The organism is Flavobacterium chryseum, assembly GCF_004362015.1.
In the GTDB taxonomy this organism is placed as follows: domain Bacteria; phylum Bacteroidota; class Bacteroidia; order Flavobacteriales; family Flavobacteriaceae; genus Flavobacterium.
The window spans coordinates 1-15,591 of sequence record NZ_SNWW01000016.1; the positions used below are offsets into that span (position 1 = coordinate 1).

The 15,591-nt window shown below is 34.6% G+C and carries 10 protein-coding genes; 6 read left to right on the forward strand and 4 right to left on the reverse strand.

The window, feature by feature from the left end:
- The 6 genes from EV143_RS20215 to EV143_RS20240 form a co-directional block, all read left to right on the forward strand.
- The coding region (locus EV143_RS20215) for a T9SS type A sorting domain-containing protein (RefSeq protein WP_133509744.1) at nucleotides 1–861 on the forward strand (861 nt) is incomplete at its 5' end.
- Between the two features lie 8 nt (nucleotides 862–869).
- The gene (locus tag EV143_RS20220; protein WP_133509745.1) at nucleotides 870–4,172 is read left to right on the forward strand and encodes an RHS repeat domain-containing protein; all 3,303 of its coding nucleotides are present in this window, start codon (nucleotides 870–872) and stop codon (nucleotides 4,170–4,172) included.
- Between the two features lie 8 nt (nucleotides 4,173–4,180).
- The gene (locus tag EV143_RS20225) at nucleotides 4,181–9,667 is read left to right on the forward strand and encodes a DUF6443 domain-containing protein (RefSeq protein ID WP_243739922.1); all 5,487 of its coding nucleotides are present in this window, start codon (nucleotides 4,181–4,183) and stop codon (nucleotides 9,665–9,667) included.
- 1 nt (nucleotide 9,668) lies between these two features.
- Complete coding sequence (locus tag EV143_RS20230) at nucleotides 9,669–10,022, forward strand: hypothetical protein (protein ID WP_133509746.1); 354 nt, start codon at nucleotides 9,669–9,671, stop codon at nucleotides 10,020–10,022.
- An 879-nt stretch (nucleotides 10,023–10,901) separates the two neighbouring features.
- Nucleotides 10,902–11,426 carry an REP-associated tyrosine transposase gene (locus EV143_RS20235; protein ID WP_317128080.1) on the forward strand — a complete coding sequence of 175 codons (525 nt, stop codon included), beginning with the start codon at nucleotides 10,902–10,904 and terminating at the stop codon, nucleotides 11,424–11,426.
- Between the two features lie 250 nt (nucleotides 11,427–11,676).
- Entirely contained in the window at nucleotides 11,677–12,228 is a 552-nt protein-coding gene (locus EV143_RS20240; protein ID WP_133509747.1) for a hypothetical protein, read from the forward strand.
- Nucleotides 12,229–12,418: 190 nt separating this feature from the next.
- Here EV143_RS20240 and EV143_RS20245 read toward each other — a convergent pair whose 3' ends face one another.
- From EV143_RS20245 to EV143_RS20255, 4 genes are all read right to left on the reverse strand, one after another.
- A complete protein-coding gene (locus tag EV143_RS20245) occupies nucleotides 12,419–13,723 on the reverse strand; it encodes an ATP-binding protein (protein WP_133509748.1) in 1,305 nt (434 codons plus the stop codon).
- A 1-nt stretch (nucleotide 13,724) separates the two neighbouring features.
- Nucleotides 13,725–14,546 (reverse strand): peptidoglycan-binding protein, encoded by an 822-nt coding sequence (locus tag EV143_RS20250; RefSeq protein WP_133509749.1) that lies wholly within the window; start codon nucleotides 14,544–14,546, stop codon nucleotides 13,725–13,727.
- 66 nt (nucleotides 14,547–14,612) lie between these two features.
- Entirely contained in the window at nucleotides 14,613–14,759 is a 147-nt protein-coding gene (locus EV143_RS21560; RefSeq protein ID WP_166638193.1) for a hypothetical protein, read from the reverse strand.
- Nucleotides 14,760–14,868: 109 nt separating this feature from the next.
- Nucleotides 14,869–15,591, reverse strand: coding sequence for a hypothetical protein (locus EV143_RS20255; RefSeq protein WP_133509750.1), 723 nt, complete (start codon nucleotides 15,589–15,591; stop codon nucleotides 14,869–14,871).

The window sequence follows — 15,591 nt, forward strand, 5'->3', positions numbered from 1 at the left end:
GATTACTGGATTATAAAAATAAATGATACCGGAGAAATTCAATGGCAAAATACATATGGAGCAGAAGGTGATGACCAGCCTTATTTGATTCACCAAACCATCGATGGAGGCTATATTGTGGGAGGAAACTCCAACAGTAAAAATGCCCTAACGACACAAGGAGGAATTGTAGGGAATGGAACAGATTTTTGGGTTTTAAAATTAGATGAAGAAGGAGGCGTAATTTGGAGCAAAACCTATGATTTTGGAAAAATAGATATTTTAACTTCTTTGGTAGAAAATAAGGATAATACTTATTTACTGGGAGGCCATGCCAAGACAGAATCAGGCAGATCTCTTGTCAATAAAGTAGCCAAAGCTGCCGGAGCAAGCAAGGAAAAGGACGGAATCGATGATTACATTGCCTTAAAAATTGATGATAAAGGCGAAGAAATCTGGAAGAAAACAATAGGAAGCGCCGGAGAAGATATCCTTAGAAAAGTAATCGAAACCAGGGATGGCGGCTATTTAATGGCGGGTACTTCCAACTCCAATTCGTCAAAGGATAAAAACTCTACTATAGGCAGCAATGATTTTTGGGTTGTAAAACTAAAAGACAAAACCAAAGTCGAAAAAGTGAAAGCTGGTATAGAAGCAATCCCTAATCCTGCCAGTACTTATACCAACGTCATTATAGGTCATGATTTTAAATCCGGCACTGCTACTGTGGTAGATATTTCGGGAAGAATTTTGCAGGAATTCAGTATTATCAGCAGAACGGTACCTGTAGATCTGAGCAGATACTCAGAAGGAATCTACATCATAAATATCAAAACCGATGTTAAAACGGAATCTGTTAAAGTTATCAAATCAGTTAATTAAAAAATCAAATGAATAAATTATATACAAACAACTTGATTAGCTACCTACTGTTGCTGTTATGCATATTTGCAACTTTACAGGCTGTTGCACAACATGATGACGGTCCCGTAAAACCAAGTACAACACCAAACATAGTTCCACCACCACCTAATAGTGCCAGCTTGGGATTGTATGGTCAGGTTCCTTTAAATCAGTTTACAGGAAATGGATCTGTAAATATTCCTTTACATAGCATTAAATCAGGCAATATAGAACTTCCTATTAGTTTGTCGTATTCATCAGATGGAATAAAAGTCGATCAATATGAGTCGAATGTGGGAATGGGTTGGGCATTAAATGCCGGAGGTGTTATAACCAGGCAAGTTTATGATTATCAGGATAGTTATAATGGAAGATTACAGAAGCCAAATGTACCAATTAATTCGCCTGAAATGTATAATTTCTTCGAACAGGTAACATCAGCTCCTGAAGTTGATACACAACCCGATATATATAATTATAATTTCGGAGGTCTTTCTGGCAAATTTTATTTAGATGATGATAACGTGCCGGTTGAAATTGAACCTAGTGGACTTAAATTTGAGGTTACCAGTAATTTTCTCGAGTTGGGTACTGGAATTTCAGGGCCTAACAGACAACCTGAAATTATCATCACCGATACAAAAGGAGTTAAATATTTTTTTGGAGGGGGTGGGGGGCTTGAAACAAGTCTGATAAGAGATCTTAACCTGCAAGGTACAAGATCAGAGGCGATAAAAACCTCTTGGTATTTGACTAAAATTTTAGATACAATGACAAATAATTTAATTACATTAAATTATGAAGCTAATTATGTAGAATATCTTTCAGGGCTTGATCAAACATTAGAATATAAAGAATCTACTTCATATCCACAAATATCTTTAACAACTGCTAAATATCATTCTTCTTCAAGTGAATCAATTTTGAAGGAAATTATATCTAATGATTGTAGAGTAACATTTTCATATTCAAAAAGATTTACAGACAACGATTTTGATTTTGTAAAAATGGATGAAATTAATATTTACGATAATCAAAATACCCTGATCAATAAAATTGGATTAAATTATGTGGAATATAGCGGTAATTCATTTTCAAACTATGCTTATCTTCCAGAAAACATAAGAAATTCTCCTGATTATCTTAAAAAACGTTTTTATCTTAGTCAAATTAATGAGCATAGTAATTCCTCTAATTCAAAAGTTCATCAATTTGAATATTATTCTCCTGAAAACTTACCGGCCCGTTTTAGTTTTGCAAAAGATAACTATGGCGTTTTTAATGGTAAAGATAACACTACCCTGATTTCTAATGAAGTTGCTGTTCCTACTTATGTATTACACCCTGTTTATAACTCATTCTACACAGAATTGGCCAATAGAAAACCCGATCATAATTTTGGACATTTAGGGTTGTTAAAAAAAATAACGTATCCTACTAAAGGTACTACGACATTCGTATATGAGCCAAACGTTGGGCAAAAAGTTACAGTTCCTGTATATCCTCCAGGTAAGAATATGAATCTTACGCTTTTTACCGCTATTAATGAACGCTCACTTTCGATTAGTAAACCATTATTTTCATCCGATAATCAAATAATTAAATTAAACACACTAGCATCAATTAATAGCGCGTGTGCAGAGCCCGATCCACATGATCCACAAGCTACAATTTATATAAGTGATGTCGAAACAAATACAAAAGTTGAATTTACGAATCATGCTGATATTGGTTACCCAACTGGTTTAGGTGCTTTTTATGCATTCAATCCTGACTCAAACCTTTCTGACTCTGTCACTTTTACATTGGAAGCTAACAAAAATTATATTGTTACATTAGAGGTAACGACACCTTGTGTGATGGCAAATATTGGTTTTAATTATTATTCGGATCCTATTACCTATCATGATATAGAACCAGAGATCGGGGGACTTAGAGTATCTAAAACAATAAACGATAATTTATTAAGTGGAAAAATTGGAACAGAAAAATACTTATATTATGGAGGGACTTATATCTCGCGAGCACCAATTGCTTATGTACGAAAAACAGAACGATTTAATACTTGTGAGAGCAGTACAAGTACAATTCGTTTCTCTGTTTCAAGTTCTTGCTTAGCGAGAATTTATTCTATGCAAAATGTTCAATTTGGCTATAATGTAGTCAATAAAAGTTATGGGGAAAATTTTGAAAATGGTGGTGAAGAATTTGTGTATGACATTACGCAGGATGCCCTGCCTTATATAGTGCAGGGAGAAGAAGACAAAACGACACCATTTACCAATGGTTTTGGAGCTGGCCGATTATTAAATCATAAAGCTTTTAAACTGGACTCTTTTGGTCACCATATAACATTACAGGAAACCATAAACGAATACAAGCATGACGCCAGTAAGGATAAATTTGTAACAGGTCGCTTAGCATATAGAAGTTTTGAACTTTACCATTGGCCAGCTGGTACGGATCATACTCTTGATTGTTTTCCATGGAACTCTCCTACGTTGTTTTCTCTAAATGAATATTTGGTTCGTTCCCAATGGAGTTATCTTAAAAAGAGCACCCAAAAGGATTATGATATAAATGGAGAGAATCCGATAATAAAAGAAACGACTTATGAGTATAATAATCCTTTACATTGCCAACCCACGTCAATAGTGTCAAAAAACTCTAAAGGTGAGACACTGAAAACAAAATATAGTTATCCTCACGAATCATTAGCTACACTACAAGCAACAGAAATGCAAAAGTTAATTGACCAAAACAGAATTGGGATTCCTGTTAAAACACAGACTTTTGTTAATGATGTAAAAACATCAGAATCAATTACAAAGTATGAACAGAGTACTGCCACAAACAACTTATTATTACCAAAATCTGTTTATGCTAATAAATTGAGTAATGATATTGATATTAGTTTAGACACAGACAGGAAAATTATTTTTAACAAGTACGATGATATGGGGAATGTACTCCAATATACACCAGAAGGAGGATTACCGGTTGCCATTATTTGGGGCTACAATAAAACCAAGCCAATCGCCAAAGTAGAAAATGCAACATACGATCAGGCTATAGGGGCATATAATGCTAACGAAAATACTTTTCGAAACAACTTACCTGGTGCCATGATTACAAGCTATACTTACAAACCATTAGTAGGTATAAGTACCGTTACAGACCCAAAAGGATATACAACCACTTATACGTACGATGACTTAAACAGATTACAATTTATAAAGGACAAAGACGGTAAAATTTTATCTGAAAATGAATATCATTATAAAAACTAAATAAGAAAATGATAAAAAAAAATATACTTAGTTTCATTTTAGTAATGATGCTAACTTTTGGGTATGCGCAAGTAAATAATAAAGCTCCAATAACTACTATGGATGATCCTCCTGAGGAAGGTGGCTGTACTTATTGTTACCAATGGAACAGAGACTGGGATCACGATGATTTTGGTGACCCCGGTGCAGTTATATATGCAGACACGCAACCTAGCGGGTATGTTGCGGACCAGTCTGATTGTAATGACGCGGATGCTTCTCTTAATCCCAATACAATATGGTATCGCGATGCCGATGCCGATGGTTATGGAGTGAGTACGCCAAGACTTGTGCAATGTCTGCAGCCACCAGGATATGTTCGTAATACCTTAGATTATAATGACTCAACGGCTAATATTACTAATATTGCTCCTTCAACTTTTTACAGAGATGTAGATGGTGATAATTTTGGAAATCCTGCAGCTACGATTTATTACAGTGTAAAACCGGCAGGATATGTTACAAATAACACCGATTGTAATGATAATGATGTGTCATTAAACCCAAATACAGTTTGGTATCGTGATGCTGATGCCGACGGATATGGCGCATCCAGTCCAATACTAATACAATGTAACCAGCCTGCAGGTTATGTTCGAAATGCAGCAGATTATAATGACAGTACTGCTAATATTACTAATATAGCCCCACAATATTTTTATCAGGATACTGATGGCGATACTTTTGGAAATCCTATCATAAGTGTATATTATAGTACAAAACCAACAGGTTATGTCACTAACAATGCCGATTGTAATGATTCGGATGTAACTATTAATCCAAATACAGTTTGGTACCGCGATGCCGATGCCGATGGATATGGTACAAGTGCCACCACTACAAATATATGTACACAACCAAACGGCTATGTCAGAAATGCACTAGACTATAACGACACAACAGCGAATATTAGCAATATCGCACCACAATATTTTTATCAGGATAATGACGGAGATAGTTATGGTAACCCTAATATTAGTGTTTATTATAGTGTAATCCCAACAGGTTATGTATCGAATGCTAGTGACTGCAATGACACCAATGCAACAATTAATCCCAATACAATCTGGTATCGTGATGCCGATGCCGATGGATACGGAAATGTTGATATCACTACAATAAGCTGTAATCAACCTGCTGGCTATGTTCGAAATGCAGCAGACTACAATGATGCTACTGCCAATATTAACAATATTACCCCACAGACTTTTTATCAGGATGTTGATGGAGACGGATTTGGTAATCCTAATATTAGTGTTTATTATAGCATACAGCCAAGTGGGTATGTCACTAATAATACAGATTGCGATGATTATAGTGCTGTTGTAAATCCAACTGTGGTATGGTATTTTGATGGCGACGGTGATGGTTTTGGTGCAAGTTCCGTTACGATGCAAAGCTGCACCCAGCCGTATCGATTTGTTTCAAATGCAAGTGATTACCACGATGGGACAGTAAATATTACCAATATAGCACCACAGTATTTTTATTATGATTATGATCATGATGGTTTTGGCGATCCAAATGTCAGCGTTTATTATAGTTTGAGACCGGTAAATTATGTAGCCAATAACACAGATTGTAACGATTCCACTGCTGCGGTAAACCCAAATGCCATATGGTATTTTGATGGCGATGGTGATGGTTTTGGAGCAAGTTCCGTTACGATGCAAAGCTGTACCCAGCCGTACCGATATGTTTCAAATGCAAGTGATTACCACGATGGGACAGTAAATATCACTAATATAGCACCACAGTATTTTTATTATGATTTTGACAATGATGGTTTTGGTAATCCTGGTGTAAGTGTATATTACAGTATTCGTCCAACTGATTATGTAACCAATAACACCGATTGTAATGATGGAGATAGTACACTTCATCCAAATACAAAATGGTATGCAGATACTGAACTAGATGGTCTTGGAGATCCTGCAAATTATGTACAGCAATGTACAGTTCCAAGCGGAAGTTATGTAAGGAATAGTGACGACAATTGTCCGGTATTACAAGGAACAAATTCTGACTGTTCCAATATTACAAACCCATCTTCAGACCATAATTATATTATTACTAAAACATATAAGAAGCCAACAGCTGTCTCAATAGATGCTGCATCTGCAGATCAGGTTCAGACTAATATCACCTACTTTGATGGTTTAGGAAGACCCGTCCAGCAAATTGCCAATAAGCAATCTTCATCAGGAAAAGATATTGTAACACACATTGGTTATGATGAATTTGGAAGACAACTCAGAGAATATCTACCTTACGAGTCTTCTTCGACTAATATGGGGTTTGATGGAAATGCTGAAAGTGGTACGATAACTTTTTATTCGACAGAAAAATATGAGAATACCGCCAACCCATTTTCAGAAAAACAACTTGAATCATCACCCTTAAACAGAGTTATAAAACAAGCAGCTCCGGGAACTTCATGGGTTATGGGCAGCGGCCATGAAATTAAACTCGATTACCAGACCAATACTGCTGATGAAGTAAAACTATATAAAGCAACAGCTACTTGGGATGACGGTTCAGGATTGTTTGAACCTGCTTTTTCAGAGGCAGAAAATTATGCAGAAAATCAATTATACAAGAATGTAACTTTTGATGAAAATACTACTGCAAATCCAAGCGAATCATCGGGATCTACGGTAGAATTTAAAAATAAAGAAGGTCAGGTTCTTTTAAAAAGAACCTATGAATCCGGAAGTAAACTCGATACGTATTATGTATATGATGCTTACGGAAACCTAACCTATGTAATTCCGCCAAAAGCAGACGGAGCCATTAATGATGAAGTTTTAAACGGATTGTGTTACCAATATAAATACGATTATCGCAATCGTTTGGCAGAGAAAAAATTACCGGGCAAACAATGGGAATTCATCGTTTATGATAAACTCGACAGACCTGTGGCAACAGGTCCTGCGTTATCGCCTTTTAAAGATGACAGTAATGTTGGCTGGCTCATAACCAAATACGATGCGTTTGGCCGACCAATTTATACAGGTTGGAACAGTCAGACAGCGGATTCAGCTACCAGAAAGTCTTTACAGGATGCTCAAAATCTGGCAGTTACTTTATTTGAGACCACAACCCCATTAAATATTGATGGCATTGCTACTAATTATAATAATAGTATAGTGCCTACTAGTTTTAAACTATTAACCGTTAATTACTATGACGATTATACTTTTCCCGAAGCTCAGAGTGTGCCTTCGGCGATAATGGGACAAGGAGTTTTAACAAATATAAAAGGATTACCAACCGGAAGCTGGACAAGGGCACTTACAACTACATCTTCTATTGCAGGGGAAACAGCCACGACGTTTTATGATAGTCAAGCAAGACCTATAAGTACTTATATAAAGAATCATTTAACTGGCAATAGTCATACTGATAGTAAGCTTGATTTTAGCGGAAAAACACTAAATACATTAACAGAACACCAGCGTGTAAATGGAGGACCAAAAATTACTGTAGAAGAAGAATTTACGTATTCGCCTCAGGATCGCTTGCTTACTCATACACACCAAATCAATGGTGGCGTTGTACAGCTTTTGGCAGACAATACCTATGATGCACTCGGACAGTTGACCAGCAAAAATGTAGGCAACAGCACCGGAAGCCCTTTGCAAAAAGTAGATTTTAATTATAACATCAGAGGCTGGCTTACCGGGATTAACAAAACCGATGAGCTGCAGCAAAATACAGATCCTGTTGATTTGTTTGCCTTTAAAATTAATTATGATAAGACACAAACTGAAATTCCAAATGTAATAGAATTATATAACGGAAACATATCCGAAACCTTCTGGAAAACAGGTTCTGATAATCTGGAGCGTTCTTACGGTTATCAGTATGATAAGCTAAACAGACTAACAAGCGCCATTTATCAAAAATCGAAATTAACGACAGATTCTTACAACGAGAATTTATCCTATGATAAAAACGGAAATATACTGTATTTGAACCGAAACGGAGATATGGATCCTCAAATAGGAACCAATGTAATCGATAATTTAGCATATATGTATCCCGGCAATTCCAACCAACTTTCAAAAGTGGTGGATAGTGCCAATAACACCAGCGGTTTTAACGATGCCAATACAACAGGTGATGATTACACCTATGATGTTAACGGAAACATGATCACTGATAAAAATAAAAATATCACCGAAATCCTTTATAATCAGCTGAATTTACCCAAGAAAATAACTTTTGGCACGGGAAATACAATTGAGTATATTTACAACGCAGCAGGACAAAAACTAGAGAAAATTGTAAAGGAGGGAACTACCACAACCAATACCAATTATTTGGGAGGATTTCAGTATAAAGACAATGTTTTAGAGTTTTTCCCAACAGCAGAAGGGTATGTAAAAAATACCGAAGGTGTGCTATCGTATGTGTTTCAGTACAAAGATCATTTAGGAAATGTTCGACTGAGCTTTGCTAAAAACCCAACAACTCAAGTTCTTGAAATTATCGAAGAAAATAATTATTACCCTTTTGGATTAAAACACAAAGGATATAATGATTATGTGGCGACTAATAATAAGTATAAGTACCAAGGACAAGAGCGTCAGGATGAGCTGGGACTGAATTGGGACAGTTTTAAATACAGAAACTATGACCCAGCCATAGGTAGATTCATGAGTCTTGACCCGTTAAGTGAGGATTACAGTTATCAATCTCCATATGCATTCTGTGAAAATACTCCAATTGCTTTTAGAGAATTGGAAGGATTGGAAAAAGTACTAGCAATATTTTATCATGGAGGACCAACGGGTGGTGGCAAACCTACCACGGTTGGACAAGCAGGATATACAGGACAGTATTTCAAGAACACAGAATCTACAGCAACAGCAAATGGAAAAGAGTTTGCGGGTAGAATTATTGCCCCTGGTGCTACTTCTGCTTCGGGAGTTCAAGAAGGATTAGATTTTTTTAATGCTAATTACGAACAAGGAGACCAAGTAATTTTGTACGGCTATAGTTATGGTGTAGATGTTGCAGTTGATTTGGCAGAAACACTAAATGCGGCAAGTGTACCTATTGACTTACTGGTAACGGTAGACGGTTCTGATGGACCATTGCAAAATGTAACTGTTAATACTACAATTCCAGAAAACGTGAAAACGAATTTAAATGTATATCAAACTAGTAATTCAGGAGCTTCTAGTGCTTCAAGAGTAACAGGTTCTACAACTGGAGCAACAAGTAATAGTACTAGCGGTAGTAATGGTAGTGGTAGTAGTAATAAAAGTAAGAGTGGAAGTTCTAACTCGCCAGGTTCAAGTGGTGGTCCAAACAAAGCCTCTAATACTAAAAAAACAAATGTCGTTAATAAGGATGTTTCTGGAGCAGGTGTAAACCATGGAAATGTTCAACAAAAAGCAAGCAATATTATTAATCCAGTTATCAATTCAACAGTTAAAAAAAGATAAGATGAAATACTTAGGAATATTTATTAGCATTTTTTTATTTACATCTTGTTACAATGATGTGAAAAATGTTCAAATTCAAGGAACAATTGTAGATAGTATAACTAAAAAGCCAATTGAAAATGTTGAAGTTTCAATTGTTTGCTGGAGCTATGGTGAAACTCCTGATGGTAGTTATACTAGTCAAGATTCCATAAAAACAAGTACAGATAAAAAAGGTATCTATAAAACTAATTTTCAAAAAGGAGCTTTCATTGAAGTTAAATCAAACAAAAATGGCTATAAAACTAGTTTTAAAGCAGAAGATGTAACTGAAAATAAAGTTGTCATCAATTTAAATCTAATACCAAATAATTAAATTTGAAATCTAGTATTAACAAAGCCATTCCTAACGGAGTGGCTTTTGATTTTATAGCGTTTTAAAGTGTACCAAACTGTTAAAATAGAATTCAAGTTAGCCTGCAACTGCTAGACAATCTCAATAAATTTCAAAAATAGCACTCAGAGCATCCTCCCTCCCTGTATCGGCGGTTTCGATACCAAAAGCCGATATTTTTAGTGCCAAGTTACCTCCCCATACCGTAAAATTGTGTACCTGTTCCAATCGATACCATCGATGCTCTAAGCGAAAATTTTCTAATTTTTGAAACCTCCCAGACTAGTGTCTCATTTTGGAACACTGATTTACTAATCAAAAAAAATATTTTTGAAAAAAAGTGCCAAAAAGCTACACTTTTCAAGATCCCCCCGCTCCGCAAAGAGTATGGTTAATCGTCAGCGCTGCGCAAATGTCTCTGACTTTGCGCCCACAATCTAAATAAAGTAAAGAAAATAAAAGGCATAAAAAAACTCGCATTAATGCGAGTTTTTTTATTTCCTTACGAAAACCTAAATTAAATAAAGTCTCCCTGCCTTTAAATATCAGTTTTCAAAACAAAAAAAAAGTAAGATAAAACTGTTGTTTTTGTAAGGAAATATTAAAAATGAAAGAAGGATATGTAATTCGGGATCAAACCCCCGCTCCGCAAAGAGTATAGTTTCTCGTCAACGCTGCGCAAATGTCTCTGACTTTGCTCCCGCAATCTAAAAGAAGTAAAAACCTCGCATCAATGCGAGTTTTTTTTATTTACTTACGAAAGCCTAAATCAAATAAAAACTATCCCGACTTTTCAAGCTCAGTTTTTCAAAACAAAAAAAAGTAAGATAAAACTGTTGTTTTTGTAAGAAAATATTAAAAATGAAAGAAGGATATGTAATTCGGGATCAAACTTTACCACATTTTATAACACCAACAGTAGTAGATTGGGTTGATGTTTTTACACGACAAAGTTATCGAGATGTCGTGATTGAATGTTTTGAATATTGTATAAAGAATAAAGGAATGATTTTGTACGGTTATGTCATTATGAGCAATCACATTCATTTAATAGTACAATCAGGAGATGGAAAATTGTCAGACCTGATAAGAGATTTTAAAAAATTTATTGCAAAATCTATTTTAGATAAAATTAAAAATAATCCTGAAAGCAGAAGAGAATGGATGCTGGAACGTTTTAAATTAGCAGCTCAGAGTCATCAGAGAAATAAAGAATATCAGTTTTGGCAATACGGAAATCATGCAGAGGAAATTTATAGCAATAAATTTATGTGGTCAAAATTAGATTACATACATTTAAATCCTTTTAGAGCCGGACTTGTTGCAAAGCTTCAGATTATATTTATTCTAGTGCCAGCAATTATGTTAATGATAACGGACTTCTAACGATTGAAAAAGCAGATAATCCTGTCGTAAATGTTTTAGATTCTAAATCGTTTACTAAATATAATCTGTATTAGAATTTAGTTTAAAGTTGGAGACTTTATAAGTTTTTCGTTTTTTGAAGATGTTTAGTTGGGATGGGCGCAAAGTCAGAGACATTTGCGCAGCGTTACGAATAAAGACTGTGTGGAGCCGAGGCGAGCGGAGGATCAGTAGAATAAATTAACTAAAATATTAATTTAAAAAATATTCTATGAAATGTATAGAAAGCTTACTTTTATCGGTTAAAGAGTACGGAAGACCAAGCATTTTTGTTTGTTTGTTATTATCTATTACTATATTCTCGTGTAATTTTTTTGTTAAAAATGGAGGTTTAGGAGTTAGTTTAAACATTGAAGATTCTAAAACAAGGAAAGTATTTATTAATGAATATAAAGTGGATGATAATCCTTATAGAATTAATGATAGTCTATCAATAAATATTAAATCTGCATGGTTAGAATATCAATGGCGATATGCAGGTGAAAATAGTGAGAAGGCAGAAATAATAGAAAATAATTATCAAATGATTATAATTACAGATAAACAAAGTTTAAAAGGGTATAATTTTACTTGGTTCATTGGTTCAAAATATACCGATAATGCCTTTTATGAGGGATATGATAATAATATAATTATAAGTCTGGACTCATTTCCTAAAAGAAATATTATTGAATGGAAAGTTCAAAGTCTAAATGAACTTAATAGAATTTCAGAACCCAAAATCATACTAGGAAAACTTTCTGTTGAAAGATTGTCCAAGTAATGGTTGATAATGTTCTAGAGGTATTGATATTAATTATTTATATAAAACATTAGTACCCGCTCTGCGAAGAGTATAGTCAATCGTTAAAACTTCGCAAATATCTCTGACTTTATGCAATTTTTTTATTCATAAAATACGCAGCGTTAAAAATGATCACTAGTAAAGTGAAGATTAAATCACAAACCCTCCGTTACATCATTTTCCCTTCCTTCGCATATTCTTTCTTAATTCCCTGAAGAAGGTGATTAAGATTAATGCTTTCGTTTTCGTCTTCTAATGTTCTCAGGCAGGCATATTGAATAATGTTTACAATATTGGCGCCGGTGATGTCGTATTTTTTTGAAAGCTCACTGAAATTTACATCCTCTGCAATTTTGATTCCCTTTGGTAAATTGTTTTCCCAAAGCTGTAAACGTTCGGCATGAGAGGGAACTTCAAACTCAATTATAGATTGAAATCTGCGAGTGAAAGCCGTATCGATATTTGTTTTAAAGTTCGAAGCCAGAATAACCAATCCCGGATGATTTTCGATGCGCTGCAGCAAATACGAAACTTCCTGATTCGCATATTTATCATGTGCATCCCTAACATTAGTTCTTTTTCCGAAAACAGCATCGGCTTCATCAAAAAAGAGAATCCAGTCTTTATCAGCCGCTTTGTCAAAAAGCGAAGAAAGATTTTTTTCCGTTTCACCAATGTATTTTGAAATCACCATCGACAAATCAATTCGGTATACATCTCTTTTGGTGTATTTTCCCAAGAGTGAAGCCGTCAGCGTTTTCCCAGTTCCGGGCGTGCCGTAAAACATGACTCTGAAACCTGGTTTTATTTTGGCTTTCATGTTCCATTCATGAAGCAAAATATCGTTGAATTTAAGCCAGGTTTCTATTTCTTTGATCTGATTTAAAGTATTAGAATTGAGCACCAAATCGTCCCAGTCTAATTGCGTTTCTATTAATTGTGCAGGGAAAATGCTGCTGAGTTGAGGTTTTAGGATTTTTCCGGTGATGAATTTTTCGATGTATTCGTCTTCTAAAATCAATAAACCACTTAGTTTGGGTTCACCATTTGGAACAGATTCTATTTTGATGATTCTTTTTTGATAAAGAAAAGAATGATTGTGCAAGTAATCATAAAATGAAATTCGGCCATCCAAATTATTTCCGGCAATTAAAAACTGAGCCGTTTCACCCGTTGGTAAAATCCCGCGATGATTCTTCGTTTTTATTCCCCCAAACTCAGGTAATTCGCCGCCATTGGGTAAATATTCGGCAATAATCGAACTTAAAAAATCGGGTTTTAGGTGTGGGGCAAGACCCAATCCTAATAAAAGAATATCAATTTCTGTTAGATTATTTTCGATGATGAACTCGTTGATAAACCCACTTTCATCTATTTGATTTAAAACAGGTTTCTCCATCGGATTTTCGACTTGAAAAAGGGCGTCAAGCTGAAAAACGAATTGGTTTTTTAAGTAAGAGAATACATTTTCCATTTTATGCTACTAATGATTCGATTGAAAAGAAATCAATTTTTGATTGTTTATAGTTTCGGATTCTGTTGATGACGGCGTTTCCGTTATGAGAACCACCAGAATTGGTATTGCCTTCAATAGTTTCAATAATATCTCCATGAACCGCAGTTACAATTCCGGTATGAAACCAATCGTTTGTCGTTTTTTGAATCAAAAATATATCTGCTGGTTTTATTAAAGCGGGATTAGTTCTTGCTACTTGAAAACGAGTCAATATTTTTTTCTGGATGCCGGTAGTTCCGACAGTATCACAACTGTATGTTAATGGCATTAAGGTTTTGAAATTTTTTCCCTTAACAGAAGCCGCTTGATCAACTATGGCCTGAACAAATCCCATGCACCAAAACCAGTCACTTCCTTCATGACCATCCATATAACTTCGTACCCACGGGCCGGTATTGCTTTGGTTGTTTATTACAAGCTCAAAAGGATGATTATTAAGATGGTTTTGGGCTGTATTCAGGATTAATTCTCTCAAATTATTGCCTGATACAGGACCTTGAAAAGCTTTTTTAAGTGGAGAAACAAGTAAATCGAAGAGTTTTTGATCTACACTTCCGGTTTGAGGTAAGCTATTAAATTTTTGAAAATTAAGCACTGCTTTTTCTGTTGCAGGACCAAAATCACCGTCGATACCTGTTGATGTTCCCGAACCTGGATTTTGCATAGCAAATAAATTAAGCCAAGATTGAATTTTTTCGACGTCTTTCTTATTGTTATTTACGCCTTTTCTTTGTTGTTCTGCTTTAATAAGCAACTCTTTTTGGTAGAATGTTTTTTGCATGACTTTATTGTTTTTAAATGTTTTTTTAAGTTATCGCCTTCAACCTCTTTAATTTTATTCTGTTTTTTAAATCAAAGTAGCCATTATTTTATTGATAACATCCTGTGACTTTGTTCTTTTGAACACAGGTTTTTCCGAAGGGTTTTCGACCATAAAAACCATGTCCAACTGATGGATGAATTGCAATTTTAAATATTCAAATACATTTTCCATTTTTATCTTTTGATTTTCCTCTACTCAGATTGAGTTGTAAACTAAAAAACTTCACACCTCTTCATTGTGGTGTTGGATATTTTTTTTTTAAATTTTTGCATGAATAAAGCTATTTTTTGAATAATGAGGGTTCTAAATCAGTACCGTATTTTTTTTTATATATAATTGGCTTTTTTGTGTCTCCCCTGAAATGGTCAAAAATTTCCTTCCTACTTTCTATAAGACCTCGTGTCACAGCTAAAAAATTAATATAACTATCAAAAAAAGTAATTCTTGAATTATCCCAAACGATATAATAGTCAGATAGAAAAATTACTTTTGGCTCTTTGTTATCTTCGTCTGGCACAAATGACATACAGCAAGTTTCACTAAAAAGATCGAAGATAAACAGCATTTTACCAAAGGAATTTCCTTCATAAATATATTCATTGAATTGTGTAAAATGATCTCCTGAATTTGAAGTGTCAAAATAGTTTTGTTCATAAAGAAAAACTTCTTCAAACGGAAGTATTTTTATTTTTCCAATTTCTAAATCTCTTGTGTATGGGAAGGTGAGATCTGGAAATTTTTCTTTTAATTCTAAATACTCCTTTTCGTTCAAATGACTTGCTATTCTCCAACTTAAAGTCAATCCATTGCATTCTCTATAAAACTTGTAAATCGCTTTCATATCTATGGATTGGAAATAACCTACACATTGATACAATTCAGTTTTTAAATTTTCCAATTCAACTTCACTTAATCCAGAATTAAATTGACATTCTATCAATTCAAGATATGGATGTTTAATTATATCTTCTTTTATTTTTTCAAATATGCTTAAATACTTCAT